The sequence below is a fragment of the Marinobacter lipolyticus genome, assembly GCF_018424605.1.
GTDB lineage: Bacteria > Pseudomonadota > Gammaproteobacteria > Pseudomonadales > Oleiphilaceae > Marinobacter > Marinobacter lipolyticus_B.
This window is the reverse complement of the sequence record NZ_QTKT01000001.1, coordinates 251,244-276,636: the sequence shown is the minus strand read 5'-3', so window position 1 is coordinate 276,636 and position 25,393 is coordinate 251,244. Positions and strand designations below refer to the sequence as shown.

General features: G+C 56.7%; 25 protein-coding genes and 1 tRNA gene. 9 read left to right on the top strand and 17 right to left on the bottom strand.

The features are described 5' to 3' along the window. Positions 1 to 826: 826 nt before the first annotated feature. Complete coding sequence (locus tag DYI22_RS01250) at positions 827 to 1,444, top strand: sce7726 family protein (RefSeq protein WP_213476215.1); 618 nt, start codon at positions 827 to 829, stop codon at positions 1,442 to 1,444. On the opposite strand, the gene DYI22_RS01245 is transcribed toward DYI22_RS01250, so the two are convergent. From DYI22_RS01245 to DYI22_RS01225, 5 genes are all read right to left on the bottom strand, one after another. After that, positions 1,441 to 2,475, bottom strand: coding sequence for a beta family protein (locus tag DYI22_RS01245; RefSeq protein ID WP_213476214.1), 1,035 nt, complete (start codon positions 2,473 to 2,475; stop codon positions 1,441 to 1,443). The two genes, DYI22_RS01250 and DYI22_RS01245, sit on opposite strands and share 4 nt — an antisense overlap. Before the next feature lie 8 nt (positions 2,476 to 2,483). After that, a complete protein-coding gene (locus tag DYI22_RS01240; RefSeq protein WP_213476213.1) occupies positions 2,484 to 3,026 on the bottom strand; it encodes an ImmA/IrrE family metallo-endopeptidase in 543 nt (180 codons plus the stop codon). Positions 3,027 to 3,048: 22 nt separating this feature from the next. Then, positions 3,049 to 3,756: a hypothetical protein gene (locus tag DYI22_RS01235; protein ID WP_213476212.1), complete on the bottom strand. Its 708-nt coding sequence runs from the start codon at positions 3,754 to 3,756 to the stop codon at positions 3,049 to 3,051. Positions 3,757 to 3,898: 142 nt separating this feature from the next. Further along, a tRNA-Leu gene (locus DYI22_RS01230) sits at positions 3,899 to 3,985 on the bottom strand. A gap of 72 nt (positions 3,986 to 4,057) precedes the next feature. Beyond that, positions 4,058 to 4,681 (bottom strand): class I SAM-dependent methyltransferase, encoded by a 624-nt coding sequence (locus DYI22_RS01225; protein ID WP_213476211.1) that lies wholly within the window; start codon positions 4,679 to 4,681, stop codon positions 4,058 to 4,060. 184 nt (positions 4,682 to 4,865) lie between these two features. Between DYI22_RS01225 and DYI22_RS01220 the strand changes: the two genes are divergently transcribed. The 4 genes from DYI22_RS01220 to cydC are packed head-to-tail and all read left to right on the top strand — an operon-like array spanning position 4,866 to position 10,646. After that, positions 4,866 to 6,311, top strand: coding sequence for a cytochrome ubiquinol oxidase subunit I (locus DYI22_RS01220; protein WP_213476210.1), 1,446 nt, complete (start codon positions 4,866 to 4,868; stop codon positions 6,309 to 6,311). A gap of 2 nt (positions 6,312 to 6,313) precedes the next feature. Beyond that, positions 6,314 to 7,315 (top strand): cytochrome d ubiquinol oxidase subunit II, encoded by a 1,002-nt coding sequence (gene cydB / locus DYI22_RS01215; RefSeq protein WP_213476209.1) that lies wholly within the window; start codon positions 6,314 to 6,316, stop codon positions 7,313 to 7,315. Then, a complete protein-coding gene (gene cydD / locus DYI22_RS01210) occupies positions 7,316 to 9,037 on the top strand; it encodes a thiol reductant ABC exporter subunit CydD (protein WP_213476208.1) in 1,722 nt (573 codons plus the stop codon). It begins immediately after the preceding gene. Further along, positions 9,030 to 10,646, top strand: a complete 1,617-nt coding sequence (gene cydC / locus DYI22_RS01205) for a thiol reductant ABC exporter subunit CydC (RefSeq protein ID WP_213476207.1) — start codon at positions 9,030 to 9,032, stop codon at positions 10,644 to 10,646. Before cydD ends, cydC begins: the two co-directional genes overlap by 8 nt. Here the strand turns inward: cydC and DYI22_RS01200 are convergent. After that, complete coding sequence (locus DYI22_RS01200; protein ID WP_213476206.1) at positions 10,643 to 11,884, bottom strand: saccharopine dehydrogenase family protein; 1,242 nt, start codon at positions 11,882 to 11,884, stop codon at positions 10,643 to 10,645. The genes cydC and DYI22_RS01200 overlap by 4 nt on opposite strands. Before the next feature lie 3 nt (positions 11,885 to 11,887). Beyond that, positions 11,888 to 12,292 (bottom strand): hypothetical protein, encoded by a 405-nt coding sequence (locus DYI22_RS01195; RefSeq protein ID WP_213476205.1) that lies wholly within the window; start codon positions 12,290 to 12,292, stop codon positions 11,888 to 11,890. 211 nt (positions 12,293 to 12,503) lie between these two features. Between DYI22_RS01195 and DYI22_RS01190 the strand changes: the two genes are divergently transcribed. Both DYI22_RS01190 and DYI22_RS01185 read left to right on the top strand, forming a co-directional pair. Further along, positions 12,504 to 12,833 carry a hypothetical protein gene (locus tag DYI22_RS01190; RefSeq protein WP_213476204.1) on the top strand — a complete coding sequence of 110 codons (330 nt, stop codon included), beginning with the start codon at positions 12,504 to 12,506 and terminating at the stop codon, positions 12,831 to 12,833. 14 nt (positions 12,834 to 12,847) lie between these two features. Continuing rightward, on the top strand, positions 12,848 to 13,309 hold the full coding sequence (locus DYI22_RS01185; protein WP_213476203.1) for a hypothetical protein: 462 nt from the start codon (positions 12,848 to 12,850) through the stop codon (positions 13,307 to 13,309). Between the two features lie 26 nt (positions 13,310 to 13,335). On the opposite strand, the gene DYI22_RS01180 is transcribed toward DYI22_RS01185, so the two are convergent. Both DYI22_RS01180 and DYI22_RS01175 read right to left on the bottom strand, forming a co-directional pair. Then, positions 13,336 to 14,277 carry an electron transfer flavoprotein subunit alpha/FixB family protein gene (locus tag DYI22_RS01180; protein ID WP_213476202.1) on the bottom strand — a complete coding sequence of 314 codons (942 nt, stop codon included), beginning with the start codon at positions 14,275 to 14,277 and terminating at the stop codon, positions 13,336 to 13,338. Continuing rightward, entirely contained in the window at positions 14,278 to 15,027 is a 750-nt protein-coding gene (locus DYI22_RS01175; RefSeq protein WP_213476201.1) for an electron transfer flavoprotein subunit beta/FixA family protein, read from the bottom strand. It lies immediately after the preceding gene. Positions 15,028 to 15,444: 417 nt separating this feature from the next. Between DYI22_RS01175 and DYI22_RS01170 the strand changes: the two genes are divergently transcribed. After that, positions 15,445 to 17,097: an electron transfer flavoprotein-ubiquinone oxidoreductase gene (locus tag DYI22_RS01170; RefSeq protein WP_213476200.1), complete on the top strand. Its 1,653-nt coding sequence runs from the start codon at positions 15,445 to 15,447 to the stop codon at positions 17,095 to 17,097. A gap of 197 nt (positions 17,098 to 17,294) precedes the next feature. On the opposite strand, the gene DYI22_RS01165 is transcribed toward DYI22_RS01170, so the two are convergent. The 7 genes from DYI22_RS01165 to DYI22_RS01135 form a co-directional block, all read right to left on the bottom strand. Further along, on the bottom strand, positions 17,295 to 17,756 hold the full coding sequence (locus tag DYI22_RS01165) for an FKBP-type peptidyl-prolyl cis-trans isomerase (RefSeq protein WP_213476199.1): 462 nt from the start codon (positions 17,754 to 17,756) through the stop codon (positions 17,295 to 17,297). A gap of 210 nt (positions 17,757 to 17,966) precedes the next feature. Beyond that, on the bottom strand, positions 17,967 to 18,530 hold the full coding sequence (locus DYI22_RS01160; RefSeq protein ID WP_213476198.1) for a DUF1285 domain-containing protein: 564 nt from the start codon (positions 18,528 to 18,530) through the stop codon (positions 17,967 to 17,969). A gap of 14 nt (positions 18,531 to 18,544) precedes the next feature. Beyond that, positions 18,545 to 19,441: a radical SAM protein gene (locus tag DYI22_RS01155; protein ID WP_213476197.1), complete on the bottom strand. Its 897-nt coding sequence runs from the start codon at positions 19,439 to 19,441 to the stop codon at positions 18,545 to 18,547. 39 nt (positions 19,442 to 19,480) lie between these two features. Continuing rightward, positions 19,481 to 19,930 carry a SixA phosphatase family protein gene (locus DYI22_RS01150; protein WP_213476196.1) on the bottom strand — a complete coding sequence of 150 codons (450 nt, stop codon included), beginning with the start codon at positions 19,928 to 19,930 and terminating at the stop codon, positions 19,481 to 19,483. Between the two features lie 24 nt (positions 19,931 to 19,954). After that, positions 19,955 to 21,022, bottom strand: a complete 1,068-nt coding sequence (locus DYI22_RS01145; RefSeq protein WP_213476195.1) for an NAD(P)H-dependent glycerol-3-phosphate dehydrogenase — start codon at positions 21,020 to 21,022, stop codon at positions 19,955 to 19,957. A 23-nt stretch (positions 21,023 to 21,045) separates the two neighbouring features. Beyond that, positions 21,046 to 21,537 carry an STAS domain-containing protein gene (locus DYI22_RS01140; RefSeq protein WP_213476194.1) on the bottom strand — a complete coding sequence of 164 codons (492 nt, stop codon included), beginning with the start codon at positions 21,535 to 21,537 and terminating at the stop codon, positions 21,046 to 21,048. Between the two features lie 14 nt (positions 21,538 to 21,551). Next, complete coding sequence (locus DYI22_RS01135; RefSeq protein WP_213476193.1) at positions 21,552 to 22,760, bottom strand: PP2C family protein-serine/threonine phosphatase; 1,209 nt, start codon at positions 22,758 to 22,760, stop codon at positions 21,552 to 21,554. Between the two features lie 114 nt (positions 22,761 to 22,874). Here DYI22_RS01135 and DYI22_RS01130 point away from each other — a divergent pair, with 114 nt between their 5' ends. After that, on the top strand, positions 22,875 to 24,350 hold the full coding sequence (locus DYI22_RS01130) for an HD domain-containing protein (protein ID WP_213476192.1): 1,476 nt from the start codon (positions 22,875 to 22,877) through the stop codon (positions 24,348 to 24,350). Here the strand turns inward: DYI22_RS01130 and DYI22_RS01125 are convergent. After that, entirely contained in the window at positions 24,347 to 25,324 is a 978-nt protein-coding gene (locus tag DYI22_RS01125) for an NAD(P)/FAD-dependent oxidoreductase (RefSeq protein WP_323132842.1), read from the bottom strand. The two genes, DYI22_RS01130 and DYI22_RS01125, sit on opposite strands and share 4 nt — an antisense overlap. Positions 25,325 to 25,393 lie beyond the last annotated feature (69 nt).

The following is a 25,393-nucleotide window of genomic DNA, read 5'->3' as shown; positions in this document are numbered from 1 at the left end:
CCAGGGAAGTCGCCAACTACTTAGGCTTCAGCAAAGCATTTATAGAAGGGAAGCGCCGGGACGGCGCCCACATTCACTTTATCAAGGTCGGGAGTCGTTCAGTTCGGTACCGTCTAAACGATCTCGAAAATACATCGAAAAGCAGGTTCGCCTCCCAACGTCCCAGGTTGCGTGATGAATCCTTCATGTCAGCCGTCGTGCCGGAATACCAAACCTCCACCTGATAGGTACAGGTAAGGTCTCTAATCGGTCAGAACTGTTCGGTCTAACCCTCACAACCAACAGTCAACGAACCAATAGTTGCTCGGCCCCAGGCCGTCACCGGAGGATTAAATGACTCCCTCAGACCGAAAGCAGTTCCGGTTCTACCGAACCAAGGGCAGGCTTTATCGAGGCCATGAACGGTCCCGGTGCAAAACGCGCTTACCAGCCAGTCAAAACAGTAAAATGCTTCGAGGTCGATAAGGAAACCGGGGAGTATCTCGATTGCCCGGTTAACGAATACGGGGAACCCAGCAAGGGGAGGCTTTTTGGATTGATCTCTTACGGGTGGTATTGGCTAATTTGATACTTTCGATGGGAAATTAAGCGCCTCAAAAAGGCTGAATCGAAACCTAGTTCTGATGGCTCTTGGCTGGACCGACTCAAGCAGTTAACTCACGTCAGGTACGTTACAGAACCGGAAATCGACGCGCTACCCGGAGATACAGCCTATGCCTGGAAGAAGTTGAGTGGTGAGGTTCCCCCACCCCCCCTCGGAGTTCTTTCAATAACTGTACTCATCCAAGGAGCTGGGCTACAATCAGCCGCCCCTAAAGGTGTACCGATGAATGAAGAAGTTTATAAATTAGCACTAGTCCGACATTACTTTGGCTTTGCACCAACATGCATTGCCCTTGAACTCCCATTTCTAGCAGGACAACGTCGGGCGGATGCCGTTTTAGTGTTGAATGGCTGCGTTCATGCAATCGAAATCAAATCAGATCTCGACAACCTTGACAGCCTCCAAAAACAAATCTCTGACTACACTCGGGTTTTTGATTTTGTGTGGCTTCTATTATCAAAAAATCATCTTGAGAACTCACGTCCAAACGTTCCACGAAATGTAGGTTTAATGATTTTAGAGGATGGCGAACTGATAATTAAGAGAAAAGCAAAACAAATTAAAAGACTTGATAAAAAAGGTCTTTCGCTTTCTCTTGATCGGACTAGTTTATCGCACCTGATGATCGCGCTAAGCATGAGCTTTTCTAAAGCTGATGGAGTGGATGAGCTGTCGAGAAGGCTGTTGAAAACAGCAACTATTCATTTATTTAGAGAAACGTTCAGAAAGCAGATACTAAGAAAATATCAAAAGAGCTTTCAAACCTTTCGAAGAGAGGTGGGAAGCAAAATCCACTTCGAAGACCTTTTGAATTTAGGGATACACAGAGAGATCCGCTAGCAGAGCCTCAAAGCCTTACGAGTGATATGAATGTTAAGACGAACGGCTATCCAGAAGGAGGGGCTTTTGCCGTTAGGCTCACCAGATAGCGCGCTGTATATTTGCTCGGTTCCCCAGCAGCTCAAGCCGTCAAAATCCGGGTCATCAACAAGCTCCGCTGCGCATCTCGGGTAACTTCCGTCGTCACGCCTGTAACGATAGTAGATGATATTATCCTCTAACGGGTAGTCGATCCGCGGAACCCAACCACCACCACCGGTTTGGTATCTAAGGGGATGAACGGAAGCATAATCTCCGTATATTATATTTGGGTACAAGGCTTTTAGTTCATTGAAGATGAACCATTCCCAGATAGGCAATTTTCCATAGTCGTCTTTTCCAGAGCTTGCGTCTTTTACTGACTTTGGAAAAGAGGAACCACAGACGGAGATGGACGCGTCCGGAATATATCGCTGAGCGAAAAGTATTTTTTGCTCTAATTCATTTTTTTTCTTTGGCCAATCCCACTCAGAAATATACTCAGCATCAAAAATTAGTATAAGTTGACTGTCAGCAGCCAACCCTCGCTTAATATTCCTTAGATAAAATTCTAATTCCGCGTCATTTGAGCTAATTCTAAAAGCAACTTTTTCATTGGAGCTTGATAAAACTCTGACCTGTCGGACAATATCATTCGGATCACCGTCCTGATAAACGTGTATAGCAGGAATTACTTGTTTTAAATTGAGGTTATCGATGAAATCAGTCCATGCAGAAAAACCACCCGTATCATCTAGCAGCTCCTCAATTTCATAATTCATCAAGTCTTCATGACTAGTCAGGTCGAGAATAAATGGAATATCTCCGACCGCATCCTTAATATTTTCAAGTCTACGATGTATGCTGCCTTCTGGAACAATTTTAGTAGTTCTAGAGCGAGTCAGTTCAAACAGCGGCAGGATTTTGTTTTTTACTTCGTCCGAGAGGTTGGAGAACCCCTTGAGTTCTGCATCCGTCGTCTTGATAATCTGGAGGTAATTTATCGGCTTCATAAACTCCCTTATAAGCCATGCCCACCAAAACCGAGATTTTTTGCTCTGACCCTCACCGCATATGCAGATACTTTAAAGTGGTCAGCAATGCTATCAATATTTTTGGATACGGTTCTAATGTATTCCTTAAATTCTACTTCGGGCATCAAGAGATTTGCAGCATAGTCGTTGGCTTGAACTTCCATGGGGTTAGATTCGTTATTACGAAATAATTTCGTATCCTCGAAGCGCTGGCACTGCCAACGATGGAGTACATAATGCCCTAGCTCATGAGCCAAAGTAAAACGCTGCCGTTTAGGGTGATGGAGAGCATTTACGGCTATTTCCCACACACCATCGGAAAGAGATAGGTGCCCTGAAACCTCATCGTCCATAGGCACTATCTTCACTTTGATGCCAAAAGACTTGATTAGCCGCTCAATATCCAGCGGAACAGTGCTGATGCCCTTTCTTCGAGCTTCACTCAGAAGCTCTTGGGCAGCCAACTGTTTCACACCACTGGTTAAGTGGGACAAATCTGTCTTTTTTACTCTACGCTTTATGACGGCCATTTAACTCATCAACCTAAAGTGATCACTCCTGCGAACCCGTTTCGTTATCAAGATCTAACTCCTGCCCATCCGTGTCGGCTTCTTCCTTATCATCCATCGATATGCGCTTCGCGATACTACCAATTTGTGCATAAATATCTTCGATAACTTTATCTGACGGCATGCTGGCTCTCGCCTTATCGAGCTCGGCAATTCTCTCGTCCAAGTCTCTAATGTATGAATCGAGACCTGCTATTTTCGCATCTATACGCCGCTTCAGCTCCGGCTCTACAAGCTCTTTGACGTTCTTTTTCACGTCTTGTTTGTGTGCTTCTGAATCTATCTGGCTGACTACCGCTTCTCGCACTGTGCGTAGCGCAGACTCTTCAGACACTGTACGTACATACATGTACGCTATCACACCAAGAAATGCAATTAACGTGGTCAGTATGGTTATTACGCGCTCGTAAAACGACGACACTTCAGCCATGGTCTCGCTTGGCGTCAAAATCGAGCCACTCTCAATCATTCGCTGTAAGAGAAGGGTGTCTTGTTGACTTAGGCTGAGATTGGGCTTGTTGAAAAGGATGCCGTTAGCAGCATCAATCAAGCCGGAACTTGAGTCTGAGAAGATTAGCCACACGGTAATAACCCCAAGAAACCCTCCTAAAAGGCTCCCCAAGAATATCAGCCATCCCTTCGCTCTCCCGTTCTTCTGCCCTATCGTTGTAACGGGTTTGTCTTGTCCCATTGGCTGCTTAGTTCCTCAAATATTATAAGCGCACAACACAACGCTACAGAATAGCAGATAAACTTTTGCCTACATTATGTCTACATAGATAAACGACAACAAAAGGACGCGACACGAATCTTAGCTAATCAATTGATTCTAATGGTGCTCCGGGCCGGAATCGAACCGGCACGACCGTGAGGTCGAGAGATTTTAAGTCTCTTGTGTCTACCAATTTCACCACCGGAGCATCGGAGGGAGTTTTGAGGGGCAGAATTGTATAAGGCCCTGTGGGCTAACGCAATTCCAATTCCGCGGAGAATCAGGCCGGGTTCACCGCCCTGCCTTTGTAGATGTAACCGGCAATTTTCGGCGTTTTCGGGACGTACAGATTTTCCAGTTCGACGATGTCGAATCCCGCTTCGCGGATCAGATCGGCAATGTGGCGGTTCAGGTGGCAGCCGCCGGCGAGCTTCTTCCAGCCTGGGGTAATGCGGTGTTGCCACGTTCGCACGCTGTGCTCGTGGGATTCTCCGTGTTCCAGAAACAACAGCTCCCCGCCCGGCTTCAGCACCCGTTTCATCTGCAGCAGCGCGGCGTGCCAGTCCGGGATAGTGCAGAGCGTAAAGGTCAGCAATACCGTATCAACGCTGTTATCGGCTAGCGGGATCTTCTCGCCGGGCAGATCCAGCCACTCCACCTTGACCGGTGACCGGCTGAGGTTGGGCTGAGCCTTTCGGCGCATACCTTCCGATGGCTCAAGGCCATACACCAGATCTACCTGGTCAGGGTTGTAGAATTGCAGATTGATGGCTGAGCCCATGCCGACTTCCAGCACAGTACCTTTTGCGTTCGGCACCACGTGGCTGCGCAGTTTCATGACCTGGCCCATGGAGCACGCCCGGTCTATGATGTGAGGCAGTATTCGGTCTTCGTAAAAGCTCATCGGATTCGCCATACTTGTTTTAAATCAATGGGTGGGACAACATGGCCTGTTGGTTCAGGTCATGTTTCCCGTAGCATGACCTGCATCTGCCGGTAATAACAACTCTACAAGATGAGCCCGGGCAGCGGCCAGGCGGGGTATCGGCCCCGTTAACCTAACGTGTGAGTAGTTACCGGAGGTTCCCATGGAACTTGATCCTCTTATCCTATCGCGAATCCAGTTTGCGTTCGTGGTGTCATTTCACGCCATTTTTCCGGTGTTCACCATCGGGCTTGCCTCGTACATAGCTGTGCTTGAGGGCCTGGCTTTCAAAACCCGGAATCCCATCTGGGAAAAGCTGTCCGCTTTCTGGACCAAGGTGTTTGCCGTGGTATTCGGGATGGGCGTGGTGTCGGGCATCGTTATGTCGTTCCAGTTCGGTACCAACTGGAGCAACTTTGCCCAGGCTTCCGCCAATTTCCTCGGCCCGATGCTCAGTTACGAGGTAGTCACCGCCTTTTTCCTGGAGGCTGCGTTCCTCGGGGTATTGCTGTTCGGGCGCGACAAGGTGCCAGCCGGGGTTCACCTCTTTGCGGCCATCATGGTGGCCCTGGGTACCTTTATTTCGTCGTTCTGGATCCTGTCTGCCAACAGCTGGCTGCACACGCCGGCGGGCGCTGAACTTCGCGATGGCACCTTCTTCGTCACTTCCTGGAGCGAAGCCATCTTCAACCCCTCCTTCCCTTACCGCTTCATGCACATGGGCCTGGCGTCATTTCTGACCGGGGGTTTTGTGGTGGCCGGTGTCAGTGCCTGGTATCTGCTGCGCGGTCGCGAGGTGGAAGCGAACAAGAAGGCGCTGTCCATGTGCCTGTGGCTGTTGCTGTTCATTGCGCCGACCCAGGCCGTGGTGGGCGATTTTCACGGCCTGAACACATTGGAGCACCAGCCGGCCAAAGTCGCCGCGATGGAGGGCAATTGGGAAACCTCACGCAACGTACCGCTGCTGTTGTTCGCCCTGCCCGATCAGGAGAATCAGACCAACCGGTTCGAGATTGGCGTGCCCAACCTGGCCAGCTTCATCCTCACCCACGAATGGGACGGCGAAGTGCCCGGGCTCAACGAAGTGGCTGTGGATGAGCAGCCACCGGTCGCCCTGGTGTTCTGGTCGTTTCGGGTGATGGTCGGGCTGGGCCTGTTGATGATTGCCTTTGGCGTGACCGGCCTGATATTGCGCGCCGGCGGGCGTTACTGGCGCTCGCCCTGGTTCCTGCAGGGGCTGCGGTTCATGAGTATCACGCCGTTCTTTGCCGTTTTGGCCGGTTGGATCGTGACAGAATCCGGCCGCGCGCCCTGGCTGGTGTACGGCATGATGACCCACGCGGAAGGGCTGACACCGTCACTGACCGGCGGCATGGCGCTGTTTTCCCTGATCGGCTACATCGTGGTGTACGCGCTGGTGTTTTCGGCGGGGGTATATTACCTGATGCGGGTGCTCTACGTGGGGCTTGAGGATACCCATGAGGATGACGAGCACGAGGCAGAGCGACCTAAACGGCCGTTCTCTGCTACCCACGTGCCCTTTGAGATTGAGCACCACGACGACAATTTGGTCGGAACCGCCAAGCCCATCAAACAGGGAGGCCACTGAGTATGGAACTGTTCGATCTGCCGCTGATCTGGGCTTTTATTATCGGTTTCGGGATCATCATGTATGTGCTGATGGATGGCTTTGATCTGGGCGTTGGCATTCTTTTCCCCTTTGCACCGTCCGAGGAAGACCGGGACACCATGATGAATACCGTGGCACCGGTGTGGGACGGCAACGAGACCTGGCTGGTGCTCAGTGGCGCTGGCCTGCTGGCCGCCTTCCCGCTGGTCTATTCCATTTTCCTGCCGGCCCTGTACATCGGCGTGTTCCTGCTGCTGGCCGGGCTGATATTCCGGGGCGTGGCCTTCGAGTTCCGTTTCAAGGCACGCACGTCCCGCTACCTCTGGAACTGGGCCTTTGCCGGTGGTTCCACCATCGCGGCATTTGCTCAGGGCGCGGTCGTTGGCGCCTATATTCAAGGCATGGATGTGGCGAACGGCATTTACGTGGGCGGCGCGCTGGACTGGCTGACGCCGTTCACCGTGCTGACCGGCCTGGGGTTGCTGGCAGGGTACTCCCTGCTTGGCGCAACCTGGTTGATCATGAAGACCGAAGGCCGCCTGCAGGCCTGGGCCTACAAACTCGCGCTTCCCTTGCTGGCGGCGGTATTGGTGGTGTTCGGCGCCATCAGCGTGTGGACGCCGTTCGTCGACGACATGGTGAGGGACCGCTGGTTCTCGAACCTCTCGGTGATATGGATTCTGCCTGCATTGACGTTGCTGTGTGCGTTCCAGATCTTCCGCTCCGTTCGCAACCGGTTCGAGGGCATGCCGTTTGTTGCCACCATGGGTATGTTCATTTTCACCTACCTTGGCCTGGTGGTCAGCCGCTGGCCCTATGTGGTGCCGCCGGACTACACCCTGTGGGACGCCGCCTCGGCCTATGAATCCCAGCTGTTTTTGCTGCTCGGGCTGTTGTTCGTGATCCCCATTGTATTGGTCTACACCGCCTGGACCTACTGGGTATTTCGCGGAAAGGTTCGCGCCGGCGAGGGCTACCACTAAGTGGTGCAACCGCAGTCTGAAGCGGGTGATGCCCGGTCGACCGCCGACCGGGCACAGCAGGTTAACCCGTGGCTTGCGGCCCTCGCCCGGGCCAGTCGCCCCTGGATCGGGGCCACCGTCATCGCGGGGTCCGTGGCTGGTCTCGCAACTATCGTACAGATGGCGCTGCTGGCTGCCGTCATCCATCGTGGGGTGATTGAACAGGTTCCAGTGACCGGGCTCACCACTCTGTTCGCCGGCCTGATCCTTACGCTGGTGATACGGGCTCTTGCCCAGGGGCTTCAGACGCGGTTTGCGGCCCGCTGCAGTGAACAGGTGCGTCGCGATGCACGGCGGCGGATCAACCGCCACTGGCGGGCCACCGGCCCGGTTGCATTAGCGCACACGTCGTCCGGCACCCTGGCGCGGGAGTGGATCGACCATGTGGAAGCCCTGCACGGCTACTTTGCCCGCTTCCTGCCGCAATTGGCCTTATCGGTGATTGTACCTTTGACGATTCTGGCGGTGGTGTTCTGGCTCGATTGGCTAGCCGCCATTTTTCTGCTGTTATCGGCACCGCTGATACCGTTGTTCATGGCCCTGGTCGGGATGGGGGCCGAGAAGCTCAACCAGCAGCATTTCGAAACCATCAGTCGTCTGTCCGGGCAATTTCTGGACAAGGTACGCGGCTTAACCACCTTGCAGTTATTTGGCCAGACCGGCAGCGCGACAGATCTGATCGAACAGCGCTCGGACCACTACCGCCGAATCACCATGAAAACGCTGCGGGTGGCGTTTCTCTCTTCGGCGGTGCTGGAATTCTTCGCTTCCGTGGCCATTGCCGTCATCGCCATCTACATTGGATTCGGCCTGCTCGGCTTCATCACCTTTGGCCCTTCCAGCGAGCTGACTCTGTTCTCCGGCCTGCTAATCCTGCTATTGGCACCGGAGTTCTTCCAACCCCTGCGCACGCTCTCCCAACATTACCACGACCGCGCGGCGGCTCTGGGCGCCGGCGCCGAACTGATCGATCGTCTCAATTCCCCTGTTGACCCACGCTGCACAAATGGGGTGGCCACGGCGGATGCGGATAAACCGGATGCGCAATCCATCTCCCTGTCGTCTGTCACGCTTGGCTTCCAGGAAAATAATTGCCTGTTCCGCGACCTCTCCCTGCACGTCGAGAAAGGCGAGGTAATCGCACTGACGGGGCCCTCCGGCGGCGGTAAGTCAACTTTGCTGCATTTGCTCGCCGGCTTTATGGCACCGGACCGGGGAGAGATTCGGGTGTTGGGTCGGGCACCTGGCAGTTTTCCATTTGGCTGGCTGGGGCAGAAAGGCTTTCTGGTACACGGTACCTGGGCCGACAACCTTCGGCTGACCACCCCGGACGCCTCCGATATCGCCATCGACTCCGCGCTCAGGAATGTGGGCCTCGGACCCCTTCTGGACAGCCGGCAGGCCGGTATTTACAGCGCTGTTTCCGAAGATGGCCAGGGTCTTTCGGGCGGGCAGGCACGCCGACTCAGCCTGGCACGACTGTTCCTGGCGGACTACGACCTGATCCTGCTCGACGAACCCACCGCAGGGCTCGACAGCGACAGCGAAGTATTCGTGCTCGAAGCCCTCCACAAACTGGCGGTAGCCGGCAAGACGCTGATTTTCTCCACCCACCACCAGGCTTTGCTGACACTGGCGAACCGGGTGTTGCTGGTGTCCGGCGGCGAGGTTCGTGATGCGTGAACTGAGGCCCTGGCTCAGACTCATTTTCCGGCGACCCGGGCGCCTGCTGACCGGCGGTGTGCTGCTGTTTGCCACCCTGCTTTGCGGTATTGCCCTGCTTGCGGTTTCCGGCTGGTTCATCACCGAAACAGCGCTGACCGGAATCCTGCTGGCCGCGGGCACCGCCGCGGCAATCAACCTGTACGTTCCCGGCGGTGCCATCCGTTTTTTCGCGGTAGCTCGTACGGTATTCCGTTATCTGGAGCGGGTTTACAACCACGACACTGTGTTGCGCCTGCTCACCGACATCCGTGTCGCGCTGTTCACCCGGCTTGCCTCCGCCCACCGCCGACTGCGTAATGAGCTGACCGGCGCCCAGTGGCTCTCGCGGCTCACCAGCGACGTGGACGCCCTGGATACTCTTTACCTACGGCTGATCGCCCCCGCGGCAATGGCCGCCCTGAGCACCGCGCTGGTGGTGGCTCTGACGGCAGTGCTGTCCGATTACACCACTGCAGCCGGGGTCGGGCTGATCCTGCTGGGCGCATTGGCAATCGCCACGCTGGCCGTTTATATCCGCACCCGCGCCCTGGCCTTCCACCAGAGTGACCGGCAGGAAAGCCTTCGCACCGCGGTGATCGAACACATTGACGGTTTCGCCGAACTGACCGCGGCCGGGCGCACTGGAAAGCATGCGGCCTGGCTTATGCGCCAGGCCCATCGGGTAACGACGGCCCAGGCCCGGATCGATACCCGGGTCGGCTGGCATCTGGCCGGCGCCCAATTGCTGATCAATCTTGCCGCGGTCTTTGCGCTATGGGCGGGCCTCGGGTTGCTGCAGTCGAATGCGGTGTCCGGGCCGGTGCTGGTTTTGCTGCCCATTGCTTTACTCGGCCTGGGCGAAGTGTTTGCCATGCTTCCGGAGGCGTTTGGCAAACTGGGCGCGACCAAAGCCTCGGCGGTGCGGCTGAATCGTGACTGCGTGCCTGTCGTCGACACTGACCCGCCAGACACCGTCGACTGCCCCGAAGGTATTGCGGTGATGGCCAGGGATCTGGCCGTCAGGCACCCGGGACATGTTGTGGTGTTTACCCATTTCGATCTGCGAGTGAGCGCCGGTGAACGGATCGGTATCATCGGGCATTCCGGCAGCGGGAAATCGTCGCTGGCCGATACCCTGGCGGGACTGCTCCCACCGGCCCACGGTGCCCTGTCCATCCGCCCCTTAGCCTACCTCACCCAGACCACAGTGCTGTTCGAGGACACTTTGCGGGCAAACCTGTTACTCGGCGAACCCGATGCGAGCGATTCACAGTTGTGGCGGGTACTTGAGCTTGTCGAGTTGGGCGATCGTTTCGCATCCGAACCCCGGCAGTTGGACACCTGGCTGGGCAGTGGTGGAAGCCGCTTGTCTGGGGGCGAAGCAAGGCGGGTGGCGCTTGCGCGCGTGTTACTGAAGGAGGCGCCGGTGTTGATTCTGGACGAACCATTCACTGGCCTGGATACCGGCACCCGGGAGCGCATCAGCAAACGGCTGGACGGGTTCCTGGCCGGCAGAACGGTGATCAGTCTGGCTCACGGGCCCGATGCCCTGCCGGGCACCGACCGCGTGATGTATCTGACCGCCTAGCGGGTTTCCACCACTTCGAAGGTCAAACCGGCCTTGCTGGTCAGGCGCTCAAGGAGCTTGCCATCCAGCAGCGACGCCGGCGTCCAGAAGCCTCCGGACTGGTCCGAGGGAATGTCGAACGCCAGGCACATGCCGGCTTCTCCCAGCATTTTCCCGGTAGACCCGTACCCCGGGTCCTGATCTCCGGTCACCTTGGTGATCATGGTCTTGCCGTCTTCAGTGCGACCGACAAACCTCAGATCGTAGAAGCCATTTTTCTGTGCCTCGGGGCTGGGCCCCTCGCCGGGTTTAGGCACGAATTTCTCCACCAGCCAGCGCGTCGGGCGAAGCGCTGAGGCGGTAAAGAACGCGGCCAGGCCCCCGGTGATGCCATAGGCCGCCAGGCGTCCCTTGGTTCCACGCCCGGTCATCATTGCCTCATCGTAGGTAAATTCCATTCCATAGCGTGCGTTTTGCAACGCATTGGAGCGGTGAACCACGCGGGTATTGATCGCGCCCATCACAAACGGCGCCAGCCAGGCCTGGAACGTTTCGTCAAACTCCGCACCCTTCAGGCTGGGCTGGCGGGTTTTCGAGCGGTGTTCCGGCGGGCAGATAGAGAATGGATTGGCCAGTTCCTTCCGCAGTTGCGGGTCGGCAGCCGCTTCCTTGGCAACGTTCATCATCGACGCCACGGTGCCGCCGGAGAACTCACCCTTGGCGACTTTGACCCGCATGCGGACATCCCGGCACGGTGCTCCAAAAGTCTCCTCCGCTTTGTTCTGAAGGAACCAGACACCCATGTCGGATGGTATGGAATCAAACCCGCAGCAATGCACAATCCGCGCGCCGGAGGATTTTGCTTCTTCCTCGTAACGCTCCACCATCTTGCGAATCCACTGCACTTCCCCGGTCAGGTCACAGTAATCGGTGCCGGTCCGCACACATGCCTGCACCAGAGGTTCACCGTACAGCGCATACGGTCCCACTGTGGAGATGATGACTCGCGTCTGCTTGCACATGGCTTCGAGAGCCGCCTGATCAGAGGCATCCGCCACAATCACCGGAAGCGCATCGGCCCCACTGCCCAGCTCCGTTTTCAGCGCGTTCAGCTTGCTGTCCGAGCGACCGGCAATCGCCCACTTCACCGATTGCCCCAGGCCATAGGTTTCGAACAGATAACGAGTAAGAATCTGCCCGACGAAGCTGGTTGCGCCGAACACCACCAGGTCGTAGGTGGTTTCCTTTGTGTCTGTCATTGTTTATCCCTTCTTGCGGTGGAGAAAATACATGAACAGTGCAACACCGAAGCCCCAGAAACCGTTGAGGATCAGCCCCCCAACCCAGGTCTGTGCGGAAACGGCCAGATCCTTGGCGGGAAACACGACCAGCATGGCAACGGCCGTCGGGCCCACGGCACCGACAAGGACGTGGCCAAGCCAGTATTTAACCCCGGATAGCCTGCCCAGGATGGCCCACAGCAGGATACCCCACAGCCCGCCAAAAAAGGCCAGTGACGCGACCGCCGGGACACCCAGCGGGGGCACCGGTGCCATATTGAAAGGCGCGGCCGGCACCATTCCAGCAACGTAAAACAGGGCAAACAGGCCCTGGTGGAAGACCAGTGTTGCGAGAAAACCGCTGACAAAAGCTTTGAACCAAACCATGTACTGTCCTCTGGTATGTTGAAAACGTGTTTTAACCTATTGATACTGCGTACATCAAGGCAGAACTGCAACGGATTCTCATGTTTCTGAGGGGCTGTTCCCGTTTCCTGCGCATCCACGGTCGGCCGTCGGCACGGCCAATCGTTTGTCTCTCCGGTTCCGGCACACTGCAGCCAGAGTAGCAAACAACTTCGCGTCCCGGAGGTTTACCTTGGCGACATTGCTATTGATAGTGAGTCTGTTCCTGACGGCGTTCAGTGCCCTTCTTGCCTGGCAGGTACTGGAGCAACGTAAAGTCATTGCCCGAATGATGGAAAGCGATGACATCACAGACCCGGACAACGATCCGGAGCTGGTTCTTACGCTTAAAGTAGTCGATCCGATTGCACTGGCCAAACGGGAATCGCGTTCTGCCCGGGTGCTGGCCGACCACCTGCCGGTGATGGTTCGTAAAATGGTGTATCAGGAAGTCATGAAGGAGCTTGAGCAGGAACTGGAAGAGCGGGACATTGAAGTCCAGATGCACATTGAATACCGCTGAGAGGGGCCTAATCCATGATCACGATCGTTATCTCAGCCACCCTGATGGCCACCGCCAGTGCTGGTCTGGCGTACAGCTATTGGCAGCTATTGGACAGCCGACGTGCGCTGCGGCTGGTGAACGCCCGACGTATCGCGGCGAACAGTGCCATTCAGAAAAGCCGGATGGACCTGATGGAGGTCCGGAACCGCGCGAAGTTGCTGGAAGAAACCGTCACCAGCGGAGCAACCGCCGTTGAACGGGTTCACAAGGCCATTTCCGCGACCACGTTTGGTCTGATCGATCATTTTTCCCGGGATGACGAGTTCCGCCAGAGCGCCCGCAAGGCCCGCCAGACCCACGATCAGACCAGCCAACAAATCTATCGCGGCGTTCGCACCACCAATCGCGCACTGCATATTCTTGCGGACACGCTGATTATCGGGAAAGCCGAAAAACGGATCGTTTCAAGGAGCCATAAAAAAAGGCACCCTTAGGTGCCTTTTTTCGTGCTTTCAGAAAGTTACAGGACTTTCTTCAGCTCTTCCTCAAGTTGCGGAACCGCTTCGAACAGGTCCGCGACCAGGCCGTAATCGGCAACCTGGAAGATCGGTGCTTCCTCGTCCTTGTTGATCGCCACGATCACCTTGGAGTCAGACATACCGGCCAGGTGCTGGATGGCACCGGAGATACCAACGGCAATGTACAGTTGCGGTGCAACGATCTTACCGGTCTGACCGACCTGCATGTCGTTGGGAACGAAACCGGCATCAACCGCGGCACGGGATGCACCCACGGCGGCGCCCATCAGATCGGCAACCTGCTCCAGCATCTTGAAGTTGTCGCCATTCTGCATGCCGCGACCACCAGAGACCACGATACCCGCAGACGCCAGATCCGGACGATCCGACTTGGCCAGCTCTTCGCTGACGAAGGAAGACAGGCCAGCGTCTTTAACCACATCCAGCTGTTCCACAGAGGCAGAACCACCTTCAGCTGCAACCGGGTCGAAACCGGTCGGGCGAACAGTAACCACCTTGATGGCGTCGTTCGCTTTTACGGTAGCGATGGCGTTGCCGGCGTAAATCGGACGCACGAAGGTGTCTTCGGATTCAACGCGAATGATGTCGGAAACCTGGGCAACGTCCAGCAGCGCAGCAACGCGCGGCATGAAGTCCTTGCCGGTGGTGCCAGCAGCCGCCAGGATGTGGCTGTAGCCCTTGCCAACTTCGGCAACCAGGTCGCCCAGGTTCTCACCCAGGAAATGGCCGTAGGCAGCGTTGTCGGCAACCAGTACCTTGTTAACACCTTCGGCTTTGGCAGCGGCTTCAGCGACGGCACCGCAGTTCTCGCCGGCAACCAGCACGTCGATATCACCGCCGATGGCCTTGGCAGCCGCTACAACATTCAGGGTAGCCTGCTTCAGGCTGCTGTTGTCATGTTCAGCAATTACAAGGATGCTCATTTAGATCACCTTCGCTTCATTCTTCAGTTTATCGACCAGCTCAGCTACGTCAGCCACCTTCACACCCGCCTGACGGGCAGCCGGAGCTTCAACCTTCAGGGTGGAGAGACGTGCGGCAATGTCGACACCCAGGTCGGCCGGGCTCATGGACTCGAGCGGCTTCTTCTTGGCCTTCATGATGTTCGGCAGAGAAGCATAACGCGGCTCGTTCAGACGAAGGTCGGTGGTCACAACCGCCGGCAGGTTGAGGGCAACGGTCATCAGGCCGCCATCAATCTCGCGGGTTACGTTGACCTTGTCACCTTCCACAACCACTTCAGAGGCAAACGTGCCCTGACCCATGCCGGTCAGCGCCGCCAGCATCTGGCCAGTCTGGTTGTTGTCGGAATCGATGGACTGTTTGCCGAGAATCACGAGCTTGGGCTCTTCTTTCTCAACCACGCTCTTGAGCAGCTTGGCCGCTTCGAGAGACTGAACCTCTTCGTCGGTTTCGATGTGGATACCACGGTCGGCACCCAGAGCCAGAGCAGTACGGATTTGCTCCTGGGCGGCCTTCGGGCCAATGGATACCACCACGATTTCGCTGGCAACGCCCTTTTCTTTCAGACGAACCGCTTCTTCAACAGCGATTTCGCAGAACGGGTTCATTGCCATCTTGACGTTGGCGAGATCAACGCCGGTGTTGTCCGGCTTGACGCGCACCTTTACGTTGTAGTCGATAACTCGTTTTACAGCGACCAGAACCTTCATAGATTCCTCGTTCTTCTACGATGGGTTTAAAATTGACTTGCATTCCTCACGCGGGGCCTGCTGTCACGGCGGACTAATACTGCAGGCAAAGGTGAACGGGGTCAATAGTCCCGTTCGACGCGTCAGGCCTGTTTTCGAAGCCAATTGACCTGTGTTGACTCATTACAACGATGAGACGATACTAAAAAATGACTCAACTCACACAGTTAGCATCTTCCTTAACCATGCCAAAGGTCGGGCGGAATTTCAAACAAACGTTTGTTTGAATTTTGAAATGCGATATCCTAAAACGTAGCAGGACGGGCAATTCGTCTTTTGGGAGTCGTCTATAGGCAGTTTTACCGGTATGATGACGCCCCTGATTTATTCGCCTGCGGGCACAATACTATCCATTAAAAGAAGTATGAGGAGACCAACGTGGAACGCGAATCGATGGAATTTGATGTTCTTATCGTCGGCGGTGGGCCCGCTGGCCTTTCGGCAGCCTGCCGGGTCATGCAGTTGGCCCAGGAAGCCGGCGAAGAACTGACGGTCTGTGTCGTCGAAAAAGGCTCCGAAATCGGCGCCCACATTCTGGCCGGTACCGTGTTTGAGCCTACCGCCCTGAACGAACTCTTCCCGGACTGGAAAGAGAAAGGCGCGCCGCTGAACACCCCGGTCACCCGGGATGACATTTTCCTGCTGAAGAACCAGGAAAACGCCACCAAGATTCCCAACGCCTTTGTGCCGAAAAATATGCACAACCACGGCAACTACATCATCAGCCTTGGTAACCTGTGCCGCTGGCTGGCCGAGCAGGCCGAAGCGCTGGGCGTTGAAGTCTACCCGGGGTTCGCTGCCTCCGAGACCATTGTTGAAGACGGTCAGGTGAAAGGCATCATTACCGGTGACATGGGCGTAGCCCGTGACGGCAGCGAGAAAGACGGCTACATGCCGGGCATGGAGCTGCGCGCCAAGTACACCCTGTTCACCGAAGGTTGCCGCGGCCACCTCGGTAAGCGTCTGATCAATGACTTCAAACTGGATGAAGGCAAAGACCCGCAGCATTACGGTATCGGTATTAAAGAGCTGTGGGATATCGATCCGGCCAAACATGAGCCGGGCCTGGTGGTGCACACCACTGGCTGGCCGTTGACCGAAAGCGGCTCCACTGGCGGCTCCTTCCTTTACCACCTGGAAAACGGACAGGTCTACGTCGGCCTTATTACCGACCTGTCTTACAGCAATCCGCACATGAGCCCGTTTGAGGAATTCCAGCGCCTGAAACTGCATCCGGAAGTCCGCAAGTATCTGGAAGGCGGTAAGCGCGTTTCCTACGGTGCCCGCGCCATCGCCAAGGGCGGCTTCAATGCCCTGCCGAAAATGAGCTTCCCCGGCGGACTGCTGCTGGGCTGCGACGCCGGCACCCTGAACAGCTCCAAGATCAAGGGCTCCCATACTGCCATGAAATCTGGCCTGCTGGGCGCGGAAGCCGTGTTCGAGGCATTGAAGGAAGGCAAATCCGGTGAGGAAATCACCAGCTTCGCCGATCGCTTCAAGGACAGCTGGCTTTACAAGGAGCTGTACGACGAGCGCAACTTCGGGCCGGCCATGCACAAGTTCGGCAACGTCGTTGGTGGTGCTATTGCTTTCTTCGAGCAGAACATTCTGCGCAGAAGCCTGCCCTTCACCTTCCGCGACACCACGCCGGATTACGCCACGCTGAAGCCCGCGTCGGAAGCGAAGAAGATTACGTACCCGAAGCCGGACAACAAGCTGACCTTCGACCGCCTGACTTCCGTGTTTGTGTCCAACACCAACCACGAGGAAGACCAGCCGGTTCACCTGAAGCTGACGGACCCGAACATTCCGATCGAGCAGAACCTGCCCAAGTACGACGAGCCCGCGCAGCGTTACTGCCCGGCCGGCGTTTACGAAGTTGTCGAGAAGGATGACGGCAGCGGCAAGAAGTTCCAGATCAACGCCCAGAACTGTGTTCACTGTAAGACCTGTGATATCAAGGACCCTGCACAGAATATCACCTGGGTAACTCCGGAAGGCGGCGGCGGCCCCAACTACCCGAACATGTAAGTTCGGTTTCCGGTTAAAAAACGGCCCCATGGGGGCCGTTTTTTGTGTCGGATTACGGCTTCGCCTAATCCGACCTACATGTGAAGAGAGAGGGGGCTACCCGTTGGTCGGATTAGGCGAAGCCGTAATCCGACAATTCCCCCAGATATAAAAAAACGGCCCGCATGGGGCCGTTTTCGATACTACCGGAGAAAAGCTTAGTGCACGTGGCCGTGCTCTTGCTCTTCGTCAGTTGCATCGCGAGCCTCTACCACTTCCACGTCGAAGTGCAGAGTCTGGCCAGCCAGCGGATGGTTGGCATCGATAGTCACGGTTTCGTCGCTGACTTCAACGACGCGAACAACCTGAGGGCCGCCCGGAGTCTGCGCCTGGAACTGCATGCCCGGCTCGATGGTATCAACGCCTTCAAATGCAGAACGGGGAACCGGCTGGATCAGCTCTTCGTTAACTTCACCGTAGCCTTCACCGGGCTCAACAGATACTTTGACCTGGTCACCGGCGTTCTTTTCGTTCAGCGCACTTTCCAGTCCGCCGATAATGTTCTGTGCACCTTCCAGATAAGACAGCGGCTCACGACCTTCTACACGGGAAGAGTCTAGCTGCTCGCCCTGGTCGTTAGTGAGTGTGTAATGGATGGTGACAACACGAGGTTGGGCCATGTGATCTCCTTGCGTGTCGCAATGACTGTAAATTGAATTTGGGTAATCGAAAGTATTCATGAACAGCCAGACTGCACAGAGTGACTAACGACCACCGGGCCTCGTTAGAGAGCCAGGCTCGGTAACAAGATAGAGAACACAGTCTAACAAGTGTGGAGCTGCGTTTTCTACCGTCAGTTATTTGGGGCAGAGTCTGGTTTTTCAACTCCTTTACCCGATTTCGTAGAACTTTCCCCGGCTCCAGACCCCGAGAACCGTTTTACCGCCGTCTGCTGATCGCTCCACCACCTGGTCAGCCAGATCGTAAAACGAGCTGGTCACCACCCGGGCTTCCAGGCCATGGCGAACACTGATGACCGGCCGGGGCTCATCGCCCGATGGGTAGGCTCCCACCGTCAAAGGGTGGTCATCGCCGATCTTCAGGGTTTCGCCGACGTTGGTCGTCAGTGACAGGGTCTGGGCTTCGCCCTCACCGCTCACCTCCAGGCTGTGAGCCAGCAAGGGGGCGTCATCGACAGTGATGCGCCATTTTTCCACGGGCGTCACCAGATAATACTCACCGTCCGCTTCACGCCGAAGAATGGTCGAAAACAGCCGAACGATGGCTTCCCTGGCCAGCGGCTCGCCCTTGTACAGCCACTGGCCGTCCCGGGCAATGCGAATGTCGATATCGCCGGACAGCTCCGGGTGCCATTGCTCCAGCGGGGGCAGACCCGGTGCGCCGTCGGACGGGGCGTCAATCTGGCTCGCAATGTGTTCTGGATTCTTCTCCATGGTTCCGGTCCTCTCTACAGGCCTCTCATCCACTCCGGGCGCAGCGTGGCTGCACCGGGGTCAGAAATGGCGAGGTTCACCTCTTCCAGTAATCGGGGCTTGTCTCGGCCCAGCGTGCCTTTGAGCACAAGATAGTTGGACGCATGGTCACTACGGAAAACGGTACGCTCCAGATCAAGGTGCTCAAGGAACTGGCGGATCTCACGAAAAAGCCCGTCCTGATTCAGCGGCACAAAATCATCCCCGAAGCCAGCCCGGAACCGCTCTTCGCCCTGGGGAAAACTGACGACCAGCGTCGACAGGTAATCCGGCTGGGTGTCGTTGCACAGCCGCGCCGTGTTGACAGCATGCTGTTCCGACAGTACCTCGCCGCCGAGGCCGTTCAGAACCATGACAGAGCTGGTTATGCCGGCAGAGCGAATCTTGCTCAGGGCGGATCGGGTGGATTCGGCCGTTTCGCCTTTGTTGATACGACGCAGCACTTCGTCGTCGCCAGATTCCATACCCACGTAAAGGATCTGAAGCCCGGCCTCCCGCAACTCTGTGAGCTCCTCTACAGACTTTCGGGCCAGGTTTCGCGGCAGGCAATAACTGGACACCCGCTGCAGATCGGGAAATGCCGCCCGAAGCTCCTGAAGGATCTCAAGCAACCGGCGTGTGGGCAGAACCATTGCGTCACCGTCTGCCAGAAACACACGGCGAACGCCCCCAAGGGAACGGGCCGCGCGATCAATATCCTCACGCACGGCGTCGGGCTTTCTGGCTCTGAATTTTTTCTGGGGCTGCGTGTACATCTCGCAAAAGGTGCACTTATTCCACGAGCAGCCATTGGTCACCGGCAAAATCAGGGACTTTGCCTCGCTGGGGGGGCGGAAAACAGGTTCGACGTAATCAATCGGGAAGCTGTGCATACGCTGCTGAAAGTGTCTCCTGGATAATTGGCGAAAACGTTACGGCAGGAACTGGGCGCGGAGATCGGCACACCCCGGCCCCACCACGGGCATTTCCAACAGCACCGCCTGGGACGTCATGAACGGAATGCCTCGCCGGTGCCCGTCAACCAGTAAGGTTGAAAGCGCCCCGACAAAAGGCATGTGAGAAACCAGCATAAGGGGCGATTCGGCGGCCTCCATCAGGGCGTCGAGGCAGACACCCGGGTCATCATCCGGGGTGATGAACGGGACTTCCGTAACGGGGCAGTTCAGTATTTCGGAGGCAATGGCGGCGGTCTGCCGAGCCCTTACCAGAGGGCTGCACCAGATCAGCTCAGGTCGCCAGGGCGACTCGGCAATATCCGCTGCCACGGCTGCGGCACCGGCGTGCCCGGCTTCGGTCAGCTCGCGCTGCTGGTCAATGCTGTGCCAGCCCGCCTCACCGTGACGCATGACGATCAGATGCAAAGGCCACCTCCGGAATTGAACAGGTTACTGGGTTATGGTCCGTGGCAAAATGAACTCCACATCTGAGTTCTGGACCGACATCATCAGGCTGTTGATGACGGCACTGATGGACGCGGTACCGTAGAGTATTTCATACAGCCCACGCACCAGCGGCATGTAAATCCCGATGGCTTCGGACTTTTCCTTGACCAGCTTAAGCGTGTAGATCCCTTCCGCCACCTGACCCAGTTCAACGACCGCGTCATCAAGCTTCTGGCCCTTGCCTACGGCGTAGCCCACCCGGTAGTTGCGGCTTTTCGACGAGGTACAGGTTACGATCAGGTCCCCGACCCCGGCCAGCCCCATAAACGTCATGGGATTGGCACCGAGGCTAACGGCGAACCGGCTCATTTCTGCCAGTCCACGGGTAATCAGCATGGCCTTGGCGTTTTCACCCAGATCAAGCGCCGACGCCAGCCCGGATACGATGGCATAGATATTTTTCAGGGCGCCGGCAAGCTCGACCCCGTATACGTCCACGTTGGCGTAGACGCGAAAATACTCACAACCCAGAAGATCCTGTACCGCGCGGCGAACCTCCGGGTCCTTGGCAGCAATGACCGTAGCGGTAAGATCCCGGTTGACGATCTCTCCGGCGAGATTCGGGCCACTCAACACCCCGATGCGACAACGCGGAACTTCTTCCTGAAGTATCTCGCTCATCAGCTTGAAGCCATGCTCTTCGATGCCTTTAGTCAGACTGATGACAATCTGATCGTCGGCAAAATCCCGACAGTGCTCACGGATGACGGCGCGGAACGCCTTGCTCGGGATGGCCACAAACACCACTTCTGCATTGCGCACAGCCTCCACCAGGTCGTTGGTGGGCTGAATGTCACCGGTGAGCTGAACGCCCGGCATATAGCGGCTGTTGATGCCGGTTTCGCGAATTTCATCCCGCTGGGCTTCGTCGCGCATCCAGAAATGGACGGTGTGCCCATTCTCACCAAGGACTTTGGCCATGGCAGTGCCGAAGCTGCCACCACCAAGCACGGCAATCTGACGGCCAGTAGCTGACGCGCCCGTCGTTTGCAGGTCTTTTTGATCAGGCATAGTGTGTCCGTTCTGTTATTGGATCAGCCCGGCTCTTCACATTCCAGGGCGCGGACCAGATTCTTGAACTCTTCCCTGTTGCGACTGTTCAGGCCCATTAACACCCGGTGCGCATCAAGCACCTTGTCACGCACCTGCTGTTCGCTGGCACGCAAGACGGGAATTTCTTCAAGTTCTTCAATTCTGGAGGCAGGTTCGCGGACAATGATAAAGATCTTGTCGAACCCCATGGAGGTGATGATTCGGGTAATGTCGGGGTTGGTTGAAATCAGTGTGGGCAGAAAGTGGCTTCGTTTCTGGGCCGCCATGGCAATTTTCGCTAGCAGGCCGAGTGTAGTGCTGTCGATGATTTCACACTCGGTGAGATCAATGACCACGGTCTTGAATTGCGGATCCTGAGTGATCGATTCAACCAGATTGTCCAGCGTTGAACACAGGTTCAGCCGGATTTCACCAATGAACTTCAGGAGGTAAATCCCCTGATTTTCCGCTTGCAGGATCTTGTAACCAGCCATGTTTTACACTGCCACTATATCGACGACGTGTTGTCCGAACCGGTGAGGATGTCCGTTACCGAGACGATCGCTATGTCATCCGGTAACTCGGTAATCGCATCCAGGCCCAGCGCCTGGCTCAGAGATGCGATAGTGTGACGGCCTCCTGACACGAGTTCAAGTAGAGTCTGCTCCTTTTCATCCAGGCTTTTCGCCCGAATAACCTCCAGAATGCCATCTGAAAACAGAATAAGTCGGAACGGCTTCTCGAGAGGGACCTCGTACACCTCCCATTCCGGAGATTCGAACAGCCCAACCGGCAAGCCACTGCCCTCCAGAAACGCCGTACTGCCCCCTTCGAACGACAGAATCGGCATCGGGAAGTGCGCTCCCACGGCATACCTTAATTTACGCTCGGACACCGTGATAATGCCAACAAACACGGTTACGTGTTTACCGAGGCCGGTATCCAGCAATTCCGAGTTGATTCGTTCGAGAAAGCGCTCCGGATAAAGAATGTCGTCACTGGAGCCGCGACGGAGGTTGCGCTGCAGGCGATTGGTCAGGTTCTTCAATAACACGGTAACGAACGCCGAACTGGCACCGTGGCCAGACACATCAGCGATGTAGACCAGCACCTTGTCTTCGGAAATGCGGAAATAATCGAGGAAATCGCCACTCAGGTACAAAGACGGCTTGATCAGGTGGGTGACCCCCAGGCCGACAAGGTTCTGGTCGTTATCGGGCAGCATCTTCAGCTGCACCTTGCGCCCTGCCCTCTGGTCTGCCCTGAGCTCGGCAATGCCATCCCGCAGATCGCGGTTCGCTTCCTCCAGCTCCTGCCGGTACAACTGGTTCAGACGGTTCACCCTCACCCGGTCAAAGAGCTTGCTGATGACATCGTCCAGAGCGCCTTTCCCGGCGGCACAGGACTTGAGCACCACATCGGCGGCTCCGGCACGCAGAGCGTTGACCACATCCACGGAGTTGGCCGAGTCAGAACAGGCCACAATGGGCGTGAAGGTTTCCAGGTCTTCCAGGCGTGAGGCCAGCTCGCTGATGGCTTCCGTGGGCAAATCGGCGAAAATAACGTCGGGAATGGCCTGGCTGAACAGCGTCAGGGCAGCTTGACTGTCGGGGCACCCGGTCACGTAGAAGCCACGCGCTTCAAGGTGACGACTCAGCTCGTTGCGTGCCTTCAGATCGGCATCAATGATAAGAATGCGCTCAGTGCGCGAGGTCATGGCGGTGGCCCTAAACTACCATCGTTAAAGGATAAATCGGCTACTTATCGCCTATTCTGGCACGACCCTGTGATATAACAAGGCAAGTTTGATGATTTTGGGAGAAAACACGCAATGAGAAGCGCCGTAAACGACTTGCTTGGAGCTTACGACAAGCTGATCATGGATCCGGTACACGGCGGCATTCCCCTGTACCGGCACGAGATCCGCGTGATTGACCATCCGCTGTTCCAACGCCTTCGCAACATCTGCCAGAACGATATTCTCAGCCTGGTATTCCCAGGCGCTACCCACTCACGTTTTCTTCACAGCATCGGGGTAATGCATGTGGGCACCCGCATGTTCCGCTCGATGATCGACGCCTACCTGCGGGAAAAGCAGCTCAGCGAGAAAACCGATCTGAGCCTGAGCCAGTTGGATGCCATTGATTACCTCGCCAAAACCATTCGCCTGGGGTGCCTGTTGCACGATAGCGGGCATTCCAGTTTCTCCCACCAGTTCACCCAGGCCCGCCGCATCCGCGAGCTGATGTCCCGCGCAGACCGGTTCGATGACCTCTGGGAAGGGGTGGACTACCGCGCATACCATCGCGCCCGCCCTGAAGAACTGGAGCACGAGCACTATTCAGTAAGAGTTGCTCACGAGGTGCTCAAGGACATCGACATTGCGGCGGCAGGGCTGGACGCCCGGGATGTCATCGGCATCATGGAAACCACGGATGTAGAGCCCAGTGACGCTTTCTGTCGACACGCGAAAACCTTCTGGAGCTTTATCGCCGGTGACGACGCCCATTCAGGGGCGCTGAGTAAGGCCGATATCCCGCAACTGGTGATGGACCTGCTGTCTTCTATTGTGTCCGGGGAGATTGACGCCGACCGCGCCGATTACATGCTGCGTGACGGCTTTCACTCATCGGTCACCATCGGCGGGTTCAACCTCGATCACCTGCTCAGCAACCTGCGCTTCGGCTGGGACGTGGCCGAGCCCTGGCTCGGGCTGGCCATCACTCAGAAAGGTCTCGGCGCGCTGGAGGACTTCGTCTACAGCCGGCACCAGATGTACCGCAAGGTCTATGCCCATAAAACCGCGCTGGGCTTCGACTGGTTGCTGCGCGAGGCCATCAACGAGGTGCTCGAGGATCCGGACAGTTTCGAATGGGTCGATACCTGCCTCAGTAACATGCGGTATTTCGCCGAACTCACAGACAACTTCTTCTGGGAAGCCTTCCGCAAGGTGGCGCGCGCCAACCCTCACAGTTTCTCACGCTGCATTGTCGACCGTATCAAACTGAACCACTTGGATACCCGGGAGGACCTGAACCGGGAACAGATTGCCGACCACAGCCAATGGCTGGCGAAAGAGCTGAAGCTGAACCCGGCCCGCGTGGTGACCTGTTCCATGCGTGCCCGGTTCTCCAATATTCAGGACAATTTCAACGGCATCAAGGTGCTGGTGCGGGATCCAATTCACCGCACCCGCTCACTGAGGCAGATCACCGAGGTCAGTGCCTTTTTCAGCAAGTTCAGTGACGGCACCATTACCCATTTCTACCTGCAGCCGAAGACAACCGAACCCGTTTTGCCCGGCTAGGGGGCGCTCATGGCAGCCAGGAGCGCTTCGGCACTTTCAAAGGCACCCTCAACCCGGCCACCGCTGAGCCAGTCCCCGGCCAGGCCGATACCCTCGCCCGCAAACCACAGGCAGCCGGGCCGGCGGGTGTCCGCAGAACGGGCATAGAGCCAGCGATGGGGCACCAGTTCAGCCGGCGCGTCCTGCGTACCGGTGACGTCCTGAAACGCCATGACAAGGTCATTCGCCACCTTTTCAGCCCGTGTGTTCTCATTAGCGGCCGACCATTGCGGCGTACCGTGAAGCACCCACCACTGCCCCTGATCGTCGCGGCCGGGTTTGCTGGAGTTGTTCCCGGCCCAGTAGAGCACATCATGGTCCGGCCTCATCCCCTCAAACTCGCTGCAGGGGGGGCTTTCGAAGAACGCTGCCACCGCCCAGCACGGCAGAATGCCGGCCACAGGTTCCTCCAGCTTGGCTGCAAGCGCCGGCAGTTGGCTGTCCGCCAGCAGGTCCCGGGCCTGAGCCGGCGGGGCGGTGATGATGACCGCGTCAAACGGGCCATAAGTACCGCCGTCGGTGTCCGTCAGCGTCCACAGCCGGTCATTGCGCGCCAAATGTGCAATCCGGGTTTGCGCCCGAAGGTCCAGGCCGGCCGCCAGTGCCCGGCTGATGGCCGTCATGCGCGGGGTGCCCACGTACCGGGCTTCCTCTGGGAACGGCTGCCATTGCCCGTCGGATTGCTGGAAACCAAGCCGCGCCTGCCAGACGGCGAAGCTTTCCGGGCCGGCGTAGCGCTCGAGAAACCGGGAGAATTCAGGATTTCGAATCGTGAAATACTGAGCCCCGATGTCGGCAGAGCCACCCGTTACCCGTTTTGCCGCCAGGCGACCACCGGGGCCGCGGCTTTTCTCGAACAGGGTCACACTGACACCCTGTTCCGTTAACAATCTCGCGGCCGACAGGCCCGAAAGGCCTGAACCAACAATCGCCACGCGGCGTATATCCGGGCACTGACTATTTTGGTTAATCATCGTTAAAGGTGCATCCAAAAGCAGGGGTTT

Coding starts and splice junctions, on each gene's coding strand:
- DYI22_RS01250 (WP_213476215.1), top strand. CDS start 827: ATGAATGAAGAAGTTTATAAATTAGCACTAGTCCGACATTACTTTGGC.
- DYI22_RS01245 (WP_213476214.1), bottom strand. CDS start 2,475: ATGAAGCCGATAAATTACCTCCAGATTATCAAGACGACGGATGCAGAA.
- DYI22_RS01240 (WP_213476213.1), bottom strand. CDS start 3,026: ATGGCCGTCATAAAGCGTAGAGTAAAAAAGACAGATTTGTCCCACTTA.
- DYI22_RS01235 (WP_213476212.1), bottom strand. CDS start 3,756: ATGGGACAAGACAAACCCGTTACAACGATAGGGCAGAAGAACGGGAGA.
- DYI22_RS01225 (WP_213476211.1), bottom strand. CDS start 4,681: ATGAGCTTTTACGAAGACCGAATACTGCCTCACATCATAGACCGGGCG.
- DYI22_RS01220 (WP_213476210.1), top strand. CDS start 4,866: ATGGAACTTGATCCTCTTATCCTATCGCGAATCCAGTTTGCGTTCGTG.
- cydB (WP_213476209.1), top strand. CDS start 6,314: ATGGAACTGTTCGATCTGCCGCTGATCTGGGCTTTTATTATCGGTTTC.
- cydC (WP_213476207.1), top strand. CDS start 9,030: ATGCGTGAACTGAGGCCCTGGCTCAGACTCATTTTCCGGCGACCCGGG.
- DYI22_RS01200 (WP_213476206.1), bottom strand. CDS start 11,884: ATGACAGACACAAAGGAAACCACCTACGACCTGGTGGTGTTCGGCGCA.
- DYI22_RS01195 (WP_213476205.1), bottom strand. CDS start 12,292: ATGGTTTGGTTCAAAGCTTTTGTCAGCGGTTTTCTCGCAACACTGGTC.
- DYI22_RS01185 (WP_213476203.1), top strand. CDS start 12,848: ATGATCACGATCGTTATCTCAGCCACCCTGATGGCCACCGCCAGTGCT.
- DYI22_RS01180 (WP_213476202.1), bottom strand. CDS start 14,277: ATGAGCATCCTTGTAATTGCTGAACATGACAACAGCAGCCTGAAGCAG.
- DYI22_RS01175 (WP_213476201.1), bottom strand. CDS start 15,027: ATGAAGGTTCTGGTCGCTGTAAAACGAGTTATCGACTACAACGTAAAG.
- DYI22_RS01165 (WP_213476199.1), bottom strand. CDS start 17,756: ATGGCCCAACCTCGTGTTGTCACCATCCATTACACACTCACTAACGAC.
- DYI22_RS01160 (WP_213476198.1), bottom strand. CDS start 18,530: ATGGAGAAGAATCCAGAACACATTGCGAGCCAGATTGACGCCCCGTCC.
- DYI22_RS01155 (WP_213476197.1), bottom strand. CDS start 19,441: ATGCACAGCTTCCCGATTGATTACGTCGAACCTGTTTTCCGCCCCCCC.
- DYI22_RS01145 (WP_213476195.1), bottom strand. CDS start 21,022: ATGCCTGATCAAAAAGACCTGCAAACGACGGGCGCGTCAGCTACTGGC.
- DYI22_RS01140 (WP_213476194.1), bottom strand. CDS start 21,537: ATGGCTGGTTACAAGATCCTGCAAGCGGAAAATCAGGGGATTTACCTC.
- DYI22_RS01135 (WP_213476193.1), bottom strand. CDS start 22,760: ATGACCTCGCGCACTGAGCGCATTCTTATCATTGATGCCGATCTGAAG.
- DYI22_RS01130 (WP_213476192.1), top strand. CDS start 22,875: ATGAGAAGCGCCGTAAACGACTTGCTTGGAGCTTACGACAAGCTGATC.